Genomic DNA, 17,489 nt, shown 5'->3' on the forward strand with positions numbered 1-17,489 from the left:
CAACTCATCTCAATTTGCGTAGAAATTTTACGAAGTCTAGCGCAAAGGGCTAAATTTTATCTTTTAGCTCTTTTAAAAATCTCTCCACCGCAATCTTAAGCGCGGCAAGATCGCCTCCGTTATCTATCACAAAGTCCGCCATAGCGCGCTTTTGCTCGATATCCATTTGTAGCTCCACGCGGTGTTTTGCAGCGTCGTAGCTAAGCCCGTTTCGCTTCATCACGCGCGCGATCAGCGTATCTTTAGGCGCATAAACGACCGCTACTTTGTCAAAAAACTCATATCTCTTGCCCTCGAAAAATAGCGGAATATCGACAAAATAAAGCCTTCCTTTTGCCTCCAAAGCCTGCGCCTGCGATAAAATTTCAGCCGTTATCTTTGGATGCAGCAGCGCTTCAAGCTTTGCAAGCTCCGTAGGGTTTTTAAACACCAGCTCGCCTAGCTTTTTTCGATCTACCGAGGCGCAGGTGGCGGACGAAATTTCCTCGCCTGAACTAACGCGAAATTCCGGATGCAAGCCTAAATTTTCGGCCTGCGCGTCTTTTTGCACGACGTATTGCGAGCCGAAAATTTCAGCCACCTGCGCGGCGCAGCGATCCAAAACGTCATGCGAAATCTTATCGGCATCGATGATCTCAAATCCGAGCCCGGCAAGCAGTTCGCAAACCGCGCTCTTGCCGCTGCCGATGCTGCCCGTGATGACGATGGCGTGTTTAAATTTCAAGGTGGGCCTTTATAGCGTTTTTATTCGATTTTAGCTAAAATCTACGAAATTATACCATCTTGGAGGATAAAATTTGATAAGCTACAAAGACGCGGGCGTCGATATAGACGCGGGAAACGACTTCGTAAACGCGATAAAACCGTTCGTAAAAGCGACGCAAACTCCGCACGTTTTGGGCGGTATCGGCTCGTTTAGCGGCGCGGTGAGGCTGCCTGCGGGCTACAAAAAGCCCGCGATCCTAGGCGCTACCGACGGCGTGGGCACAAAGCTGCGGCTCGCGATCGACGCGCGCAAATTTGACGGCGTGGGGCAGGATCTCGTCGCAATGTGCGTAAATGATCTCATCTGCAACTTTGCCGAGCCGCTGTTTTTCCTCGACTACTACGCGACGGCAAAGCTTGAAATCAGCGATGCCAAAGAGGTCGTAAAAAGCATCGCCGAGGGCTGCAAACTCGCCCACTGCGCGCTGATCGGCGGCGAGACGGCGGAGATGCCCTCGATGTATGAGAAGGGCGACTTCGACCTTGCAGGCTTTGCCGTGGGTATCGCCGAAGAGGACGAGATCGACCGTTCAAAATTTGTCCGCGAGGGCGACGTACTCATCGCGCTTCCTAGCAGCGGTCTGCACTCAAACGGCTTCTCGCTCGCGCGAAAAGTGGTCGCCGAGCTGGAGCTAAAATTTGACGACAAAGTGGGCGATCGCGCGCTCATCGATGTGCTTTTGGAGCCGACTAGAATTTACGTCGCCGACTTTTTAAATTTAAAAGACAAGATCCACGCGCTCGCGCACATCACGGGCGGCGGCATCGTGGAAAATCTACCGCGCGTATTTCCGGAGGGGCTGGGTGCGAAGATCGAGCATGCCGCGATCCGCACGCCCGAAATCTTTAAAATCATCGCGCAGAAGGTCGAGCCCGCCGAGATGATGAGAACGTTTAACATGGGCGTAGGCATGATCGTCGTAGCTCCGAAAGAAAACGTAGCTTTCGTACTAGCAAATACCGATGGCTACGTTATCGGCGAGGTTGTAAAAGGCAGAGGCGTGCAGCTCGTGTAAATTTGAAGCGGTAAAATTTGCCGCTTTTTTGCCAAAGCAGAATTTATGTTTAGACTAAATTTTAAAGCCGGTATTGCGACAGCTTCCAAAAACAGCGCTGATAATTATTATATGATAGGCCTTGCGGACGACAAGTACGACTATAAGAACTATCTGCTTTTTCAAAGACCGATCAAGCTCGGGCGGTACGAGGACGCAGACGCACTGCATAACGGCTTATACGCAGAGTGCAACGGCGACGTATGCTATAACGGCTGTAAGGCTGTGAAAATCACTAGCGAGCTTATCGTTTTTGAGATCCAAGACAGCGTCATCACCGTGGATATCAGCGGCGTTAAAATTCCCAAGCGCTTCATGCAGTATTGTAAAGAAATTTTCGGCGATCTGCTCAGCATCGAGGGGTAAATTTAAATGCGCTTAACGGCACGCAAAATTTGCCTGGCGACTGCCGTAAATTCTATCTGGAGGATACTTACTCCGCATTCTTTGCGTCCGCTTTTTCGATGAGGCTTTTATACTCGTCCTCGCTTAGATGCTCCATCCATGCTACGTTTTTGCCGTCCTTTTCAAAGGTTACCGCGATGTGCTCGCCGTCTTCGTGCAGTCCGGCTCCATGCCAGTGTTTGATGCCCGGCGGACAAAGCACTACGTCGCCCGGGTGAGCGATTTGCACGATTCCGTCCGCCGTACCGGTGTAAATTTTACCCTGCGTTACGATTAAATTTTGCCCCGCAGGATGCGTATGCCATGCCGTGCGTACTCCGCGTGGAAAATGCACTAGCGCTGCTCCTGCATTTGAGTAAGGCGTCGCGCCGAAAAGCAGCGTGACCTTCGGCAGCCCGCCTGCAAAAATTTTATCACTCACCTTGTCATAGGCAGCGAGATTTTCCTTTTTAACCAAAACTTGCTTTTCCTGCATCTTTTCTCCTTTATTTATATTTTTCGCAATGCTCTCTTGCGCGCTTAAATTTAATGCCCACGCCATCGCCGCTAAACTCAAAATTTTAAGAATTTAGCGTTTATTTTTATCTTTCATTATGCTCGCTTTAAATTTAATCACAAATTTAAAGCCAAAGTGTGAGCTCGCCTAAAATTTCGCAAGCCACTCTTTTATCTCTTTTTCGCTTGCTCTCTCGCCGAAGTACTTCCCCGCTAGCCACTCGCCGCCGTTTGCTTTCTTGGCTAAATTTTTATCGCTATTTTCAAGCCCGGAGCTATAAACGGTGCAAAACGGGATCACCTTTTTGCCGCTAAAATCGTTGTTTTTTATAAATTCGTCAACCGGCCACGCAGCATCGTGCCACCAGATCGGATAGCCCACGAAAATAGCCTCGTAGCTCTCCCAGCCGGGGATTTTAGCGTTAGTTAGCGGTACGCTCCTAAGCGACGTATCATCATGCTCTCGGCTAACGCGACTTTTTGGATCGTTGTAGTTTAGATCAGCGTTCGTGTAGGGCTGCACGGGCTTTAGTTCAACTATCTTAGCACCTAAATTTTGTGCTATTAAATTTGCCGCTCTAGCCGTATTGCCGCCTGCTGAAAAATAGACTACGAGCGTCTTTTGGGGCTCAAATTTTATATTTCCTGCTGCACTTTCGCCCGCCGCGAATGAACACATAGCAAGCGCTCCAGCCATTATTTTGCTTAATTTTTTCATTTTATTTTCTTTCCTTTATCTCATCTGTTCTTGCCAAAATTTGACCGCCTCATCCAGCCAGCCCTGTGCTGCCGTGCCGGTGCCTAAGCCAAATCCGTGACCTAAATTTGCGTAGCTACGAAACTGCGTTTTAACGCCCGTAGCGGCTAAATTTCGTATCCGTCTCTCCATCACGCCGGGGCTTGCGATCCAGTCGTTTTCGCCAACGACGGCAAAGGTCGGCGGATCGTTTCGCGTAAAATCCGAATAGCCCGTATATTGCATTATCACGGCTGCAGGTCGCGGATGCGAGCCCTGCTCAAAAGCCTGCGTGCCGTAGCTTCCCAGCATCGCCGCAAGCCTAGCTCCGGCCGAGCCGCCCCACAGCGAATAAAACTCCGCTCCCACCTCAAGCTCTTTTGCATGCTCAAAAATAAAGCTAATCGCACGAGCAAGGTCTTGCGCCCCGCTCCTAGCGCCTGGGCGGTAGATCAACGCAAAGGCGTTGTAGCCCTTTTTAGAAAGCTCAAGCGCGTGCGGGAAACTATCATGCATCGCGCCCACATAGGCAAAGCCGCCTCCGGCGACCACCACTGCAAACGGCTTGCCCCGCTCGCCTTTAAAATAAAAAAGCCCAGTATCATTTTTGCGTGGATCGGCGGCTTTTTCGGTATTTGAGTAAATATCGTAAAATACCTGCTTGCCGGCTTTGGCGCGATCTTTTAGATAGTTTAAAATTTCAACCGTTTTATCGGCATCGATATGCTCGTACCACGTCAAATTTAGCTCGCCGAGCCTACCGCCGTTAAAGTAACCAGCATCTGTAGGAAAAAGCAGCCTGCCGTAATCACCAAACGCCGCATCATGGACGACGTCTGAAATTTTACTCTCTTTTGTAAAATTATCGTTCATTTGCCCTCCTGCTAACGCCGCCGCAAATAGCGCCGAAATCAAAAACTTTTTCAAATTTAACCCCTATAACCAAAAACCGCTAAAGACTTTTTAGGGCATCTCTTGCGTTTTGCAGCGCGACTTTTAGTTTGTCCGCACCGCCAGCCGCCGCATAAGCAGCCACGCTAACGAGCGCTAGCTGTTTGTTGCTAAGCGCCCCGCTAAGCTTTGCCGCGTGCGGAAGCTCGTTAAAATTTATCATCGCTTGCTCCTTTGCCGAGCTTAAATTTAAAGCGAATAAAATAGCTAAAACAATTCTAAAAATTTTCACCGCATACCCTTTGTTTTTATTCGTTTTTACAAATTTTCTCCGTAAAACTGGGCTAGCTTTTTCATCGCGACGTCCACGTATTCGGGCTTATAGTAAGTGTCAATATGTAGCGCTCCGTCTATCTTAAAGTACTCCTTCTTCTGCGTACCGCTAGCGCCCGCGAAAGCTCGCTCGCTCATATAGGCGCTGTCGGCTTTGGAGCCTACCATCATCAAAAGCGGCTGATTGATTAGATCCATATTGCTCGCAGCGTCGAAGTTCATGAGATCTAGCAGACTGCTTTTGGTGTAGGCGAAGGTGGAGTTTGGATGCGCGTGCGTGCGGTGGTAGTATTTTAGCCCCTCGCGGTAAAGATCGTTGGTGATTTTGGCTATCTCCTCGTCGGTTAAATTTGGATCCGGCACGTATTCAACCTCGCCCGTTAGCACCTCTTTGGCGCGTGCGTCGCTAGCGTCTTTTAGTCGTTGCTGGATAGTCGAAATTTGCGCGTCCAAAAAGCCGTTTCGCCTAGCTAGTCCGCTATCAAAAGCACTTAGCGTTGCCACGGCTTTGAAAATTTTATCAGTCTGCGCGGCTTTTAGCGTATATCCGCCGCCTCCGCAGATGCCTAGCACTCCGATACGGTCGCGATCTACGCCTTTAAATTTAAGCAAAAAATCGGCTGCCGCGCGGATATCCTCGATCCTGTTTGCAGGCGTATCGACGCAGCGCGGCATGCCCCCGCTAGCGCCCTGATAAGCCGCGTCAAAGGCGATCGTGACGTAGCCAAGCTCCGCTAGGCGCTGTGCATAGAGACCCGCTGTCTGCTCCTTCACACCGCCGTTTGGATGCGCCACGACGATGGCCGCGTAACTCTTGTTAGGATCAAAATTTGCGGGCGTATAGACGTTGGCCGCGATATCTAAGCCGCGAGATTTATAGCTTACCGGCGTCAAATTTACCTTGCCCGCCTCGTTTTTGCTTATCGCGTCGCCGTAAACCAGGCCGAACGGATTTTTAGCCGCATTTGCGGCAGCCTCTTTGCTCGGGTTGGCTAATGGGACTTTGAGTTTTTCTACCCTCTCGCCAGCATTGTTTTCTTTTGCATTTAAACTGCTCATAGCTACTGCTCCTCCTACTGAAATTTTCATAAAATCACGTCTTTTCATTGCTTGCTCCTTATTTATAGTTATTTAGTCTTTTGACCCATTGCGGGTCGCGGTGATCGAAAAATAGCGTCTTGCCTGTATCCAGCGCAGCGATAGCGGCCATATCATCAGGCGAAAGCGCAAAATCAAAAATATCGAAATTCTGCCTCATTCGCTCGATTTTTACGCTTTTTGGAATGACGGCGATACCGCGCTGAATTAGCCAGCGCAAAATAACTTGAGCCGAGCTTTTGCCGTATTTTTCACCGATACCGCTTAGTACGGCGTTTTTAAATATATCGTTTTTACCCTCGGCAAAGCTAGCCCACGACTCAAACGCTATGCCGTAGCCATCAAGCACGCGCTTTAACGCTTCACGCTGAAAAAATGGATGACACTCAAGCTGATTTACCGCAGGGATGACGCCGCTGTTTTCGCACAGATCGACGATCCGATCAGCGTAGAAGTTGCTAACGCCGATAGAACGGATGCGACCCTCTTTTTTAAGCCTACTCATCGCTCGCCACGCGCCGTAGGTGTCGCTATATGGCTGATGGATGAGATACAGATCGAGATAATCAAGCCCTAGCTTTTTCATCGACGCATCAAAGGCTTTTAGCGCTCTATCCTCGCTTACGTCGCTCACCCAAAGCTTTGTGGTGATAAACAGCTCCTCGCGTTTCACGCCGCCGGCTATCGCCGTTTTAACCGCCGCACCAACGCCCTCTTCGTTGCGATAAGACTGCGCAGTGTCAATGAGGCGGTAGCCCACGCTAATTGCGTCCTCAACAAATCTTTGAGCCTCCGCAGACTCCACCTGATAGACTCCGTAGCCTAAAATCGGCATTTTGTTACCGTCGTTTAAGGTTAAATACTGCATTTTTGCTCCTTGCAATTTTTATTTTTAAACTGAAATGATTATAGCAGTTTTTAAAAAAAAGAGGTAGAACGATCCTACAAAATCATTGCCTATTTCTGCAAATGTTATAAAAAATGCAAAATTTAGATCAAAATTTGTAGTTAAGCTGGTCCAAAATATAAAATTTAGACAAAGAAGTTTGTGAAATAAAATCAATGAGAGGGCAGCAGACCTGCCCGCACTAAATTTAAGCGCCCGTTATGGCTAAGACGTGCGCCTTAGGAGGCATGCCAAACATCCTGGAGTACTCTCTATTAAACTGCGAAGGGCTCGCGTAACCGACGGCAAATGCAGCCTCTGCGGCGTCTAAATTTTGATTTATCAAGAGATTTTTTGCCTCTTCGAGACGGATCTTTTTTTGAAACTGAAGCGGACTAAGCGCCGTAATACGCTTGAAGTTATGATAGAGCGACGATGCGCTGATACCGAGCTTTTTGGCTAAATTTTCGATATTTATCGCCTCGGCGTAGTTTGATTTTATCTCTTTGACAGCGCGCGTGACGCGGTTTTCTATGGTTTCTAGCATTGCGTATTGGCGTAGGAAATCGCCGTTTTCGCCCTTTAAGAGTATGTATAAAATTTCCTTTATCGCGAGCTTTGCTAAAAATTTAGCATCGTTTGGACGCTCTAGCAAACGGATAAATTTAAATACGGCTTCAAGCAGCTCATCATCTACTGCCCCAAGAGCCAGCCCTGCAAACTCGCCCTTTTTGCTCTCGGCGCCGCCTATACTCTCGATCACGCCCAAGATATCCTCTAGCTCAAAGTTGATCTTTATAGCTAGATACGGGCAGCCTTTGATCTTTGCAACGGCGGGGATATGCGTAGCGGCTAGCAGATAGCGCTGCTCATCGTACTCGTAAAAATCATTACCGACTTTGGCCAGTTTTGAGCCTTTAAAAACCATGCAAAGCGCCGGTTCGTAAACGCCGGTTAAAAACTCGGTCGGCACGCTTGCTCGGTAGACAAATAGCTCCTTTATATCGCTTTGTATCTTGCCGTCTGAGCTAAATTTAGCGTCCAAATACTTACAAATTTCATCTATCTTGCTCATTGTGCCTCCTTGATTTTTTGAATTTTAGCAAAATTTATAAAATAGCAAGCTGCGAATATCCACCGGCCCGCTTTCTCAAATTTAGCAAGTAAATAGGCAAAGTCGGCTAGCCAAATATTTAAAAGAGCTCAATCCAAAATAACAAATTCGGACGATTTAACGACCGTCCGAAAATCAAAAGTCAAAGCAAGGAGCTAAAGCCATAAACCGATTTACTCCATTTAAATTTATCTTGCCAGCTCAAGAATTTTAGTGATATTTTCGCGGCTGTAAAGCTCCGTCATATTCCACGCTTTAGCGTTTGTCGCGGCTACGTCTATGACCTCATTTAGCACCTTGCCTTCGATGCCAAGCTGCGCGAGGCTAGTAGGCGTACCGATCTTATCAAACCACGCCTTAAGTGCCGCAATGCCTTCATTCGCACTTTTAAGGTCAAAAATTTCACGAGCAAAACGCTCAAACGCGCTTAAATTCCTATCTTTATACCACCTCATCCACGCAGGCATTACCACGCTAAGACCAGCTCCGTGAGCGCAGTCCACGACCGCGTTCATCGCATGCTCGATCATATGATTCGGATAGCCGAAGCCGCCTACGCCCACGTAGGTTAGTCCGTTTAGCGCCATCGTCGCAGCCCACGCAAACTCGGCGCGCGCGTCATAATCGCTCGGATCTGCGAGCAGGATTTCAGTCGTGCGGATGACGGTTTTGATGTTGGCTTCGATATAGGCTCGAACGATGTCTGGGTGGACGCTAGCGGTAAAATACCCCTCGATGCTGTGCGCGATGATGTCGCTCGCGCTATATACGAGATACTCGCGGCTGACGGTTGCTTGCAGCTGCGGGTTTATGAGCGAGACCTTCGGGTATAGACACGGTGCGCTGATCGCGTATTTTTGTTTGGTCTGCTCCTTAGTCACCACGCCGCCGCAGTTCATCTCCGAGCCCGTCGCGGCAAGGGTGATGATGTCAAAAATTTTAAGCGCGGCGCTCGGGCTTTTGCCGGTGAAAAAATCCCACACGTCGCCCTCGTAGCAGGCGCCCGCGGCTACGGCTTTCGCCGAGTCCAGCACGCTTCCGCCGCCCACAGCAAGCACGCTATCGGCGCCAAATTCTTTAGCGAGCTTGATCGCTTCATTTACTTTACTTAACACGGGATTTGATTTTATGCCGCCAAGCTGGGTAAATTCTATACTGCTTGCCTTTAAGCTGCTCTCCACCACGTCCATCAGGCCACTCTTTCGCACGCGCTCGCTGCCGTATAGTACGAGAGCTTTTTTCGCACCCGCTTCCTTCATATACTGCCCGATATATTTTTCTTTATCCTTGCCGAATTCTATCCTCACGGGGTTGCAAAAACTAAAATTTGTCATCTTTTCTCCTTGAAATAAAGTTGCTAAATTATAGCCTTTTTTAAAATTTTGCGGTAGCACGATACTACAAATTCCTTGCCTAATCGTGCAAATTTAAATATAACCCGCGTAAATTTAAAGGAGCTTAGATGAACGAAGTGGATAAAATTTTAAAAGAAGCCGCAAAGATCGCAGATGAGCTATATCCCACCTACGGACACGTTCAGACGCCTATAGAGGCGCTTAGCTTCTACCGTCAAAAAAGCCCCAGACTTCATCGCGACGATCTATAAGCCTAACGTGTGCTTGCGCCTGCGCGGCGGCAAAATGGTAGAATTTAGCGGCAAGCAGTATCGCTACGACACGCAAAAATTCCTACTTTGCGCAAACGGCCTGCCGCTTTGGGGCGAGTAGAGCACTACCCGCTTCTATCGGTAAGCATTAAATTTCAAAGCGAGGACATTCTTGAAGCGCTAAAGGTGATAGAGAGGCAGAGCCGCGCGGGCAGACTTGAAAGCAGCCTATACTTCGGCGATATGAGCTACGAGATCGCGGACGCCGTTTCTAGGCTCATCTCTTTGCTACGGCGGGAGCCTGCGAGCCTAAAGCACCTCGGGCGGCTAGCGATAAAAGAAATTTTATACACGCTGATCTTGAGCGGCGCCGGGGGATTTCTCAGCCGCTTCGTTATGCAGGGCACGACGGAAAACTCCATCGCGCGCGCAATGAGGGAAATTAAAAGCCGCTTCAAAGAGCCGATCAACATGCGCGAGTTGGCGGCCGAGCTCGGCATTAGTCCGTCGTCGTTTTACCATAATTTCAAAAAAATTACCGCGCTAAGCCCACTTGATTTTCAAAAGCGCATTAGACTGCAGGAAGCTAGATATATCTTGCAAAATAGCGATAGCACGGCTTCTCAAGCGGCCTTTGACGTCGGATACGAAAGCCTGTCGCAATTCAGCAGGGAGTACGCGAGGATATTCGGCATGCCGCCTAAAGCTCACGCGCAGACGCTTCGAGGCTAAGAAGCAGGTAAAATTAAAACAGTCGGCTTGGATGAGCTTCGGCAATCTTAAAAATTTTATGTCGAGCGTAAGCCGAAATAACTACGCAATAAAGTAGCATCCGCGACAGAAACAAACGCCTGGTAGAAAAATAGGCACGTCATAAGAGGGGTAACCAAGACACAAGAGAATAGTTGCGTGCAGTATGGCTAGCACGCTGTAAGGGGGTATCACACTACAAGAAAGCGCGCCTATACCGTAACGATAACTGCCCCCACTCGCTTGCTGCTACGCTAAAAGTCATTGCCCATCTTGTTGCTAAATTTTATAATTTCAATCGTGTGGCGTTTTATCACGCGACCCGCATAGGCAAAATCAAGTCAATCGAAACTTTTTAAATAAATTTAAATCAAGCTAAAATAGAAAAAATTTTCTTAAAAATAGCTATTTTAGTATCATAAAATTTCATAAAAAATTTATTTACACTGATAAAAACACAATTTTTAATATGCGTCTAATAAGCAAAATAGTAATATTTTTACGATATTAAATTTCAGTAAGAAAGGAGAAAATATGGAATTTTTAATGGTTCTGATGTTTCTCGTCGCGGGCCTTTTGTTGTGGTTTAGACCTGAGAAAAAGCGCGCAGTTATGGGCTTTGGTATCGCGGGTATCGCTATACTCGTCATCATGATGGCGTGGGTGAATAAATTTGCCGTCGTGCCTATGGGAAATTTTTAGGAGCGAGTAATGGAAAATCAAAATTTCGCGAACGGCTCCGAAAATTTGCCGAGCTGGGGCGAAGATGAAAAGCGATTTTTCAATCTTTTCGCCCTCGCGGCACTCGCTCTCATCGCTTTGCCCGTAGGTATCGCATGCCTTGTTTTGGGCTTTGGTATGGGCGATAGTCCCTGCATCATGTGCTGGCACGAGAGATTTTGCATGGTAGCGATCTCATTCGTGGCTTTGCTGATCGTTAGATACGGATTTGCTGTCAAATACCTAGCCGTAATCCTCTTTTTAGCATGCCTTGGGCTATACGACGGCTTTTTGCATTACAGCCTAGACGGCACGGGCGGAGGATACCTCGACATAAAGCAGGGCTTCGGGCTCGAAATTTTAGGCGCGCACACGCAGTTTTGGGTCGTAGTGGTGCATTTTTGCGTCATTATATTTTTGGGCGTGATTTTGCTGCTAGGCAAAAACGTAGGTAAAATAATGCAAAAAAGCGAAGAGGGCGCATACGGCGCGGTTTTACCCAAATTTGCGCTAGGCAAAGTTGCAGTTGCGGTCTTTGCGATCATTATGGCTTTTAACTGCGTGCAGGCCTTTATCACCGCAGGCCCGCCGCCCTATCTAGCCTCCGCGACGCCTTCGCGCATGAGCATCGATCCGTCAAAGTGGTTTTGGGAGCTTGATCACTGGGAAGAAACCGAAATTGATTTTCGCGAAAGCTGGAATCCAAAACTACCGAATTTACCGAAGTGAGGCTGAAGATGAAAAGATTTCTAAATTTGACCCTATTGTGCGCCACACTGGCGTTTGGCGGCGAGTTTAATCTAAATCCTGCGGATGGCGCAGTGACAAATTTAACGCCTCTACGCAAAAGCGGCGAGATAACGCTAAATTTAAACAACAATAATCCCGTCACGGGGCTTGACTACGACGCGGCGAGCGGAAGCTTCTTGCTCGGTACGCTAAAATTCGAGCTCTACGAAATGGACGGCGAGCTAAAAACCGTAAAAAGCTATCTACGAAGCACGCCCGATTGGATAATGCAGATGGAAGAAACCGTCGCAGCGAGCTTTTTTAAAGGCTCGGTAGGGCTCATGAGCTATAATAAAACCTATGAGTTTTTCAAGCCCGCACCGAACCAAAGCAAAGAGGAAGCAAACAAAGCGTGGCGCTATCTGCACGACGGATACGAAAATTTCACGCTCGATTTCAAGGACCGCTACTCCACTGTGCGCGCCAAACAGCAGTTCATCCTTTCGTGGGATCACTCGGATTTCTACGGCGAGTTTTTTGTCGCTAGCGTGCCAGATAACATAAAGCAAAGCTGGAGCGTGGCGAGCTTTAGCGACGCCGACAATCTACTCTCGAGCGAGTTCGTGCCGAGCTTCGATGAGGCTCTCGGCGTAAAAGACGGCAGGGACATAAACGACTACTATATCACGGGTATGGATGCGCAAGGCGAGTTTGTTTATCTACTCTCGAAGCAATACTCAAGCATCCTAAAGCTTGATCCGCGCAGCAGAAAGATCGTGGAGATTTATAGCTTTGAAGGCGCGAGCGACGCGCATGCGCTAGCTGTCAAGGATGGAAAATTTTACGTCGCGTCTAGAGAAAACGGAGCGAATAAAGTTTTTGTTTTTGAGAAATGAAATTTAAGCCGTCTTTGGCGGCTTAAATTTAATTGATTTAAACGCAAATTCCACATCTAAAATTATAAAATTTTGATTAAACATTGGCTTCTAAAAAAATACATTAGTGCCGCTAAATTCCAGCGTCATTATATATGGATTATAAGTGCTGTGAAATTTTAAAGCTGCGGACGCCCGATATCGGCACTGCGATCCCCTCTTCTGTAACCGCGCCCCCGTGCTCGGTCTGCGTAAAATAAGCAAGAACATCGCCGCTCGCAAGCCCGTGCTTATCCAGATAGTGCGCGAGCAGCGCGGGCTCGTATATCACGAAGCCGCCCAGTTCGGAGAAAATTCGCCTTTTCATTCGCACCTTTCTTTGATCGCCGTGCGCATCGTACGCAGGAATTTTACCGTCCATTTGCCCTCTTTGTTTTTGTTTCGCAGCGCCGATGAAATTTTATCGCTTGCGCTTGCAGTAGACTAAATTTTATCCCTGCGATCGCGCCGCGGATGAAATTTAAATCCCGTTTTGCGCTTAAATTTACAGTCCGCGGTTTTTGCCGTCCATGCCTTGGCACTTATCTACGAGCCAGCGCCCGTCCTTGCGCACGAGCAAGAAGCGGCGCGCAAAGCCATGTTCGTCCTTGGCGTAGATGTAAATTTTATTTTTGCTCTCGCATTCGGCGTCCGTTAGCTCGTACCCGCCGTAGGTGCCGCCCTCCATCATCGAAAACGAAATGCCCTCGGGACGAAAGCCGCTGCGCCTAACTGGCGTGCAGTAGCGCGCAAAGAGCTCGTCGCACCTACGCTGCACCTCACCGTCATTCGCGTCATCAATTCGCGATGTAGCAAATTTCTCCCACTCGCTCATCGCCGCGAAAAATTCTAAAAGCGCACTCTGCGCCGCCGCCAGGTCATCTGGATCGAGCTTCTTTTTGCTCTTCGCGGCGTCTCTTTGTGCCTGCTCAAACTCTGCAATTTGTTCCTTGCTAAACTGCCCGCCGTCTAGATAAAACTGGATTTTCGTATCCGCCGCGGCTAGCAGCCCCGCAAAGCTCACGCGTGAATTGACTAGGCGCAGCAATTTTAGCTTTGGGATTTGTACGATCGCTTTTAGCCCCTCGTCCGTGATGCTGACGTTTTCGATACCGATGTGCTCGAGCTTAGCGTGTTCCGCAAAGTATCTAAAGCCCTCGCCACTTATCTTATCGCTATCTTGCAAAAATAGATACGCAAGCTTCGGTAGCGTGGCTAGATGCTGCAGCGCCGCGTCCGTAATTGCCGTAGCTATAAAGCCCATATTTACGAGGCTTTTTACCTCGCAGATGCGGCGCACCATCTCATCGGTGAGTGCTACGTTTTCGTAGTGATGGCCTTTGCAGTAGCGCTCGCTAACCGCGTCCAAAGCCTCCTGCATCGTGATCTGCTTCATCAGCTATCCTTTAAAATTTGATTTTAAAATTTTAGTGAAATTTTACGATTTGCGCAAGCGCTTAAATTTGCGCGCGGATTTGCTCGCGCAGCACGATTAAATTTTGCGCCGACGAGCGCTAAATTTTAGCCGCCGTCCACTCGCTTAAAATTTTACTAAAATCCTCTATCATCGCGGCGAAATCATACTCAAGCTTGCTTTGCTTTTGTGCGATCTGCTTTAGCGCCGTCAAAAAATATTCGCCCATCTTTCGCTTTTGCTCCATGGGCGCTAGCTCGCTAAACTCGCGCTCGAAATGTATCAGTGCGCCCGTTTTGCCCGTGCTTTTTCTAAACGGCGAATACTCAAATCTATTTCGCAAAAAGTAGCCGCCCGCGCGCTGCTCCTCCTCGCTCATCATTTCGCGCCTAAGCTCCCAGGCGCGCTGCGAGCTTAGGCGCGGCTTATCGGGCGCGATGATGTAGTTGGTTCGACAGTGCTCGTCATCAAAACTAAACGCGCAGCATAGCTTTATGTAGTTGATCGCGCAGCCGTAAATTTTAGGGCACATTTTGGCGTTAAGCGCCGGTTGTAGATCCTCAAATAGGCTTTCTATCACGGCGCGCGAGCTCTCGTAGCAGTTACTGATAGCGCGCGTGATACGGACCGGGTTTTTGGCTATCCAGTTGCGCTGGCTGTTTAGTTTGAGGTCACAAATGTCCTCTTTTACGGGGCGCGCGAGCGTTTTGCCCGCCGTATCCGGGCCGGCATGAAAGATAGTATCGCCGTCTTGCATCGTAAGCCCCGTTTTGCGCTTCGACCAATATGCCTCGACGAAGCGCGCCTCGCCGTGCGCATTTAAAAAATAGGTCGCGGGCTGCCCGTTGTAAAATTTCCCGCGCAGCGCTTCTAAGCTCTCGCGCTCGCCCCAGCCTACGATCGCTAGGCATTCGCAAATTTTAACGGCCCTGTTCCACTCGCTAGCGTTTTTATAAAAGGCGTAGCGGTCAAATTCGCCCAGCAGCCGCTCGCGGATTAAAATTCGATCCCAAGCGCGCAGAAAAATTTCTAGTTCGGCAAGGTTTTCTATTTCGTAAATTCGCTCTAAAATTTCGTTCATTATCGACCCTTAAATTTGCGTTTACAGCGCAAAATCGCCTTTGAGTTTTACGGCTTGCTTCAGGCGCGCTTTGCTCTAAATAAACTCGCGGTCGCCGCAAGGCAGAATTAGCTTTTTTCTCGGCTGCGCTTCTCTTCGATGCCGCTTTGTCCTTGCCTGCGCGCTAGCTCGTCAAGCAGGGCGTCCGGGTGGATATTGTGCGCCGCAAGTGCGAGCAGAAGGTGAAATAAAAGATCCGCTCCCTCGTAAATCACGTCGTATCGCGGCTCGCCCGCTCTGTGTTCGCCGAAGCCCTCGCGCGCGACGTCTACGTAAAGCTCGCTACGCGAGAGGTCCTTGCACGCCAGTGCGAACTCGCACGCCTCCTCGGCGATCTTTTTGAGATAGGAGTTTTCGCCCTTCGTGTAGAGCGAGGCGACGTAGGAGAGCTCGGACTCGCCGTTTAGCTTGCGATCCAAGCAAACGTGGTAAATTTCGTCCAAAATTCCGTATGGGCTTTTTTCTGCGGAGTTTTTGAGCGTAGAATTTTGCGAGACGGCGTCTAAATTTTGAGTGCTGCGCTCTGCGGAGGAATTCGTGAACGCAGAATTCGTCGCAGTGGAGCTTTGCATTGCGGAATTTTGCTCACCGCAGGAATCGGTAGAATTTTTGGGCGTTAAATTCTGCAAGCCGTCGCAGGAAGCAGAATTTTGCCCTGCGCGGGAATTCGCGGAATTTTTCCGCACGAGAGAGGCTGCAGAGCCGTGCTCTGCAAAATTTATCGCGCCACAAGCATTCAAACTCTCGAAATTTTCATCGTCTTTTTGCGGCGAAATCTCTTTGAAAAAACAGCTTCGCGCGCCCGTATGGCAGGCGGATCCGCCGCACTGCTCGACTTTAAGCAGCAGCGCGTCGTTGTCGCAGTCCAAAAAAGCGGATTTTACGAGCTGAACGTGCCCGCTCTCTTCCCCCTTTTTCCAGATGCGCCCCTTGCTGCGCGAGAAGTAGTGCGCGTAGCCGGTTTGCAGCGTCAGGCTTAGCGCCTCCTCGTTCATATACGCGAGCATCAAAACCGCGCCGTCGCCCGCGTCCTGCACGATCGCGGGGAGCAGCCCGCCTAATTTTTGCCAATCTACTTTCATCTTTGATCCTTAGTTTGCGAAGTCGCGCGCCTTAAATTTAGCCGCCGCACGCGGAATTTGAGTTATGAATTTACGAAGCGGCGCGCCTCGTAAATTTAAAGGACAAGCCTAGCGGCTAAATTTAAGCGATCACTAGGCTTAAGCCGCGACGAGCACGAGTTCTGCTCATCGTGAGCAATCTAGCTAACTACTAAGCTTAACTCGCAAAATCGCAAGTTAAGCTTATGCGTCCGGAGCAATTTGCTATTAAATTTAGTCTGCTAAATCTGGGCGTATAACCGCCTGAAATTTTAATTTTCCCGCTCGATGGCGCTTTGCTTCGCCTTATCTTTCGTATCGACCCAGATATTAGGCACCGCGCCGCCCGGCGTTAGGAAAATTTTTGCGTCGCTGTTTTCGCGCAACGCCTCGTTAAATTTAGCCTGCGTCTCGATCTGCTTGAGGCTTAAAAGATTTGCATCGAGGCTCTTTGCGACCTCTTTGTTGGCGTAAGCTTGCGCGTCGGCTTCGATCTTAGCGGCATCGGCGCGACCTTGAGCCTCGATTTTGACGGCGTCTGCGTTACCTTTGGCAAGAGCAGCCTTTTTAAGCGCCTCTTGATTCGCGCGCTCGACCTCGTATTTAGTGCGCTCAGCCTCCTGTTTGGCGATCTGTACGCTCTCGATCTGCTCCTTTACCTTAGCCGGCAGGATGATCTCGCGAAGCTGCACGGCTAGCAGATCTACGGGCGAATTCGGCAGTGCTTCGATATTCTTGCGGATGCCGTCGTCGATCGATTTGGCGATCTCGTCGCGTTTGGTAGGCAGCTCCTCGGCGGCATAGTTGCCGATGACGCTACGCACGACGTCCTTTACGCGCGGATCGATGATCTTGTCCTCCCATAAAAAGCCCCACTCGGCGATCGTGTTGGGTGCCGTGGCTTCATTGAGCCTGTATTGCACGGTGATGTCGATGCTGACGGGCAAATTTCGCGAGTCTAGCACCGAAAGCGAGTTTTTACTGATGATACCGCCCGTGGTGCCGCTTTTAGTAGCGATACCCGCGCTCATATCTTCGCTACTGGTGTAGTTTATGATACGCGTGCGAGTATCTACGACGAATACGTCCTGTATGAACGGCACGAAAAAGTGAAGTCCCGCGCCAAGAGGCGTCGGATCGTATTTGCCTAAATTTGACTTGATCCCCACTTCGCCGGATTGGATCGTGACGAAGGGTTTTGAGATCACGAGCAGCGCGATTATCGCGATTATCGCGTAAAGCACGCCGCTAAACTTGCCCATTCCTCCAAAATTAGGAATTTTAAAATTTAAATTCCCGCCTTTTTTGTCGCCATTTTTCTTATTAAAATAATCATTCAAATCCGCAGGCATGCTTTT

The 17,489-nt window shown here is 49.1% G+C and carries 22 protein-coding genes and 1 pseudogene; 8 read left to right on the forward strand and 15 right to left on the reverse strand.

Translation table 11 applies throughout. The features are described 5' to 3' along the window. Positions 1 to 49: 49 nt before the first annotated feature. Entirely contained in the window at positions 50 to 724 is a 675-nt protein-coding gene (gene coaE, locus QZ176_RS01525; RefSeq protein WP_295150674.1) for a dephospho-CoA kinase, read from the reverse strand. 73 nt (positions 725 to 797) lie between these two features. On the opposite strand from coaE, the gene purM reads away from it, so the two are divergent. Beyond that, on the forward strand, positions 798 to 1,781 hold the full coding sequence (purM, locus tag QZ176_RS01530; RefSeq protein WP_295150677.1) for a phosphoribosylformylglycinamidine cyclo-ligase: 984 nt from the start codon (positions 798 to 800) through the stop codon (positions 1,779 to 1,781). A gap of 45 nt (positions 1,782 to 1,826) precedes the next feature. After that, positions 1,827 to 2,186 (forward strand): Imm10 family immunity protein, encoded by a 360-nt coding sequence (locus tag QZ176_RS01535; RefSeq protein WP_295150680.1) that lies wholly within the window; start codon positions 1,827 to 1,829, stop codon positions 2,184 to 2,186. 67 nt (positions 2,187 to 2,253) lie between these two features. Here the strand turns inward: QZ176_RS01535 and QZ176_RS01540 are convergent, their stop codons facing one another. The 8 genes from QZ176_RS01540 to QZ176_RS01575 all read right to left on the reverse strand — a co-directional run bounded on the left by QZ176_RS01540 (position 2,254) and on the right by QZ176_RS01575 (position 9,112). Further along, complete coding sequence (locus QZ176_RS01540) at positions 2,254 to 2,700, reverse strand: cupin domain-containing protein (RefSeq protein ID WP_295150682.1); 447 nt, start codon at positions 2,698 to 2,700, stop codon at positions 2,254 to 2,256. 168 nt (positions 2,701 to 2,868) lie between these two features. Continuing rightward, the gene (locus QZ176_RS01545) at positions 2,869 to 3,438 is read right to left on the reverse strand and encodes a flavodoxin (RefSeq protein WP_295150684.1); all 570 of its coding nucleotides are present in this window, start codon (positions 3,436 to 3,438) and stop codon (positions 2,869 to 2,871) included. Positions 3,439 to 3,453: 15 nt separating this feature from the next. Next, positions 3,454 to 4,329 (reverse strand): alpha/beta hydrolase, encoded by an 876-nt coding sequence (locus QZ176_RS01550; RefSeq protein WP_295150686.1) that lies wholly within the window; start codon positions 4,327 to 4,329, stop codon positions 3,454 to 3,456. A gap of 79 nt (positions 4,330 to 4,408) precedes the next feature. Then, positions 4,409 to 4,639 (reverse strand): hypothetical protein, encoded by a 231-nt coding sequence (locus QZ176_RS01555; RefSeq protein ID WP_295150689.1) that lies wholly within the window; start codon positions 4,637 to 4,639, stop codon positions 4,409 to 4,411. 26 nt (positions 4,640 to 4,665) lie between these two features. Beyond that, positions 4,666 to 5,787, reverse strand: a complete 1,122-nt coding sequence (locus QZ176_RS01560) for an alpha/beta hydrolase (protein ID WP_295150691.1) — start codon at positions 5,785 to 5,787, stop codon at positions 4,666 to 4,668. A gap of 10 nt (positions 5,788 to 5,797) precedes the next feature. Then, a complete protein-coding gene (locus tag QZ176_RS01565) occupies positions 5,798 to 6,646 on the reverse strand; it encodes an aldo/keto reductase (RefSeq protein WP_295150694.1) in 849 nt (282 codons plus the stop codon). Between the two features lie 226 nt (positions 6,647 to 6,872). Continuing rightward, positions 6,873 to 7,739: an AraC family transcriptional regulator gene (locus tag QZ176_RS01570; RefSeq protein ID WP_295150696.1), complete on the reverse strand. Its 867-nt coding sequence runs from the start codon at positions 7,737 to 7,739 to the stop codon at positions 6,873 to 6,875. Positions 7,740 to 7,966: 227 nt separating this feature from the next. Then, complete coding sequence (locus QZ176_RS01575; RefSeq protein WP_295150698.1) at positions 7,967 to 9,112, reverse strand: iron-containing alcohol dehydrogenase; 1,146 nt, start codon at positions 9,110 to 9,112, stop codon at positions 7,967 to 7,969. Between the two features lie 128 nt (positions 9,113 to 9,240). Here QZ176_RS01575 and QZ176_RS01580 point away from each other — a divergent pair, with 128 nt between their 5' ends. The 6 genes from QZ176_RS01580 (at position 9,241) to QZ176_RS01600 (ending at position 12,479) form a co-directional block, all read left to right on the forward strand. After that, on the forward strand, positions 9,241 to 9,384 hold the full coding sequence (locus QZ176_RS01580; protein ID WP_295150701.1) for a hypothetical protein: 144 nt from the start codon (positions 9,241 to 9,243) through the stop codon (positions 9,382 to 9,384). A gap of 34 nt (positions 9,385 to 9,418) precedes the next feature. Further along, complete coding sequence (locus tag QZ176_RS10395; RefSeq protein WP_365951405.1) at positions 9,419 to 9,505, forward strand: hypothetical protein; 87 nt, start codon at positions 9,419 to 9,421, stop codon at positions 9,503 to 9,505. Then, on the forward strand, positions 9,493 to 10,116 hold the full coding sequence (locus QZ176_RS01585) for a helix-turn-helix domain-containing protein (protein ID WP_295150704.1): 624 nt from the start codon (positions 9,493 to 9,495) through the stop codon (positions 10,114 to 10,116). Before QZ176_RS10395 ends, QZ176_RS01585 begins: the two co-directional genes overlap by 13 nt. 552 nt (positions 10,117 to 10,668) lie before the next feature. Next, entirely contained in the window at positions 10,669 to 10,836 is a 168-nt protein-coding gene (locus tag QZ176_RS01590; protein ID WP_295150707.1) for a hypothetical protein, read from the forward strand. 9 nt (positions 10,837 to 10,845) lie between these two features. Next, complete coding sequence (locus QZ176_RS01595) at positions 10,846 to 11,583, forward strand: disulfide bond formation protein B (RefSeq protein WP_295150708.1); 738 nt, start codon at positions 10,846 to 10,848, stop codon at positions 11,581 to 11,583. 8 nt (positions 11,584 to 11,591) lie between these two features. Continuing rightward, on the forward strand, positions 11,592 to 12,479 hold the full coding sequence (locus QZ176_RS01600; protein WP_295150711.1) for a hypothetical protein: 888 nt from the start codon (positions 11,592 to 11,594) through the stop codon (positions 12,477 to 12,479). Between the two features lie 139 nt (positions 12,480 to 12,618). Here the strand turns inward: QZ176_RS01600 and QZ176_RS01605 are convergent, their stop codons facing one another. From QZ176_RS01605 to QZ176_RS01630, 6 genes and pseudogenes are all read right to left on the reverse strand, one after another. Next, positions 12,619 to 12,879, reverse strand: coding sequence for a hypothetical protein (locus QZ176_RS01605; protein WP_295150714.1), 261 nt, complete (start codon positions 12,877 to 12,879; stop codon positions 12,619 to 12,621). Between the two features lie 123 nt (positions 12,880 to 13,002). Then, on the reverse strand, positions 13,003 to 13,893 hold the full coding sequence (locus QZ176_RS01610; protein WP_295150717.1) for an NTF2 fold immunity protein: 891 nt from the start codon (positions 13,891 to 13,893) through the stop codon (positions 13,003 to 13,005). A gap of 118 nt (positions 13,894 to 14,011) precedes the next feature. Next, entirely contained in the window at positions 14,012 to 14,992 is a 981-nt protein-coding gene (locus QZ176_RS01615; protein ID WP_295150720.1) for a hypothetical protein, read from the reverse strand. Positions 14,993 to 15,099: 107 nt separating this feature from the next. Further along, positions 15,100 to 15,603, reverse strand: a complete 504-nt coding sequence (locus QZ176_RS01620; RefSeq protein ID WP_295150898.1) for a phosphoribosyl-ATP diphosphatase — start codon at positions 15,601 to 15,603, stop codon at positions 15,100 to 15,102. A 189-nt stretch (positions 15,604 to 15,792) separates the two neighbouring features. Then, positions 15,793 to 16,113 (reverse strand): annotated as a pseudogene (gene hisI, locus QZ176_RS01625) (phosphoribosyl-AMP cyclohydrolase); the annotation flags it as partial. 290 nt (positions 16,114 to 16,403) lie between these two features. Further along, positions 16,404 to 17,483, reverse strand: coding sequence for an SPFH domain-containing protein (locus tag QZ176_RS01630; RefSeq protein ID WP_295150723.1), 1,080 nt, complete (start codon positions 17,481 to 17,483; stop codon positions 16,404 to 16,406). Positions 17,484 to 17,489 lie beyond the last annotated feature (6 nt).

Origin of the sequence: uncultured Campylobacter sp. (assembly GCF_905373215.1) — a bacterium.
Lineage (GTDB): Bacteria > Campylobacterota > Campylobacteria > Campylobacterales > Campylobacteraceae > Campylobacter_B.

Coding starts and splice junctions, on each gene's coding strand:
- QZ176_RS01535 (WP_295150680.1), top strand. CDS start 1,827: ATGTTTAGACTAAATTTTAAAGCCGGTATTGCGACAGCTTCCAAAAAC.
- QZ176_RS01540 (WP_295150682.1), bottom strand. CDS start 2,700: ATGCAGGAAAAGCAAGTTTTGGTTAAAAAGGAAAATCTCGCTGCCTAT.
- QZ176_RS01545 (WP_295150684.1), bottom strand. CDS start 3,438: ATGAAAAAATTAAGCAAAATAATGGCTGGAGCGCTTGCTATGTGTTCA.
- QZ176_RS01550 (WP_295150686.1), bottom strand. CDS start 4,329: ATGAACGATAATTTTACAAAAGAGAGTAAAATTTCAGACGTCGTCCAT.
- QZ176_RS01560 (WP_295150691.1), bottom strand. CDS start 5,787: ATGAAAAGACGTGATTTTATGAAAATTTCAGTAGGAGGAGCAGTAGCT.
- QZ176_RS01565 (WP_295150694.1), bottom strand. CDS start 6,646: ATGCAGTATTTAACCTTAAACGACGGTAACAAAATGCCGATTTTAGGC.
- QZ176_RS01570 (WP_295150696.1), bottom strand. CDS start 7,739: ATGAGCAAGATAGATGAAATTTGTAAGTATTTGGACGCTAAATTTAGC.
- QZ176_RS01575 (WP_295150698.1), bottom strand. CDS start 9,112: ATGACAAATTTTAGTTTTTGCAACCCCGTGAGGATAGAATTCGGCAAG.
- QZ176_RS01580 (WP_295150701.1), top strand. CDS start 9,241: ATGAACGAAGTGGATAAAATTTTAAAAGAAGCCGCAAAGATCGCAGAT.
- QZ176_RS10395 (WP_365951405.1), top strand. CDS start 9,419: ATGGTAGAATTTAGCGGCAAGCAGTATCGCTACGACACGCAAAAATTC.
- QZ176_RS01590 (WP_295150707.1), top strand. CDS start 10,669: ATGGAATTTTTAATGGTTCTGATGTTTCTCGTCGCGGGCCTTTTGTTG.
- QZ176_RS01595 (WP_295150708.1), top strand. CDS start 10,846: ATGGAAAATCAAAATTTCGCGAACGGCTCCGAAAATTTGCCGAGCTGG.
- QZ176_RS01600 (WP_295150711.1), top strand. CDS start 11,592: ATGAAAAGATTTCTAAATTTGACCCTATTGTGCGCCACACTGGCGTTT.
- QZ176_RS01605 (WP_295150714.1), bottom strand. CDS start 12,879: ATGGACGGTAAAATTCCTGCGTACGATGCGCACGGCGATCAAAGAAAG.
- QZ176_RS01610 (WP_295150717.1), bottom strand. CDS start 13,893: ATGAAGCAGATCACGATGCAGGAGGCTTTGGACGCGGTTAGCGAGCGC.
- QZ176_RS01615 (WP_295150720.1), bottom strand. CDS start 14,992: ATGAACGAAATTTTAGAGCGAATTTACGAAATAGAAAACCTTGCCGAA.
- QZ176_RS01620 (WP_295150898.1), bottom strand. CDS start 15,603: ATGCAAAGCTCCACTGCGACGAATTCTGCGTTCACGAATTCCTCCGCA.
- QZ176_RS01630 (WP_295150723.1), bottom strand. CDS start 17,483: ATGCCTGCGGATTTGAATGATTATTTTAATAAGAAAAATGGCGACAAA.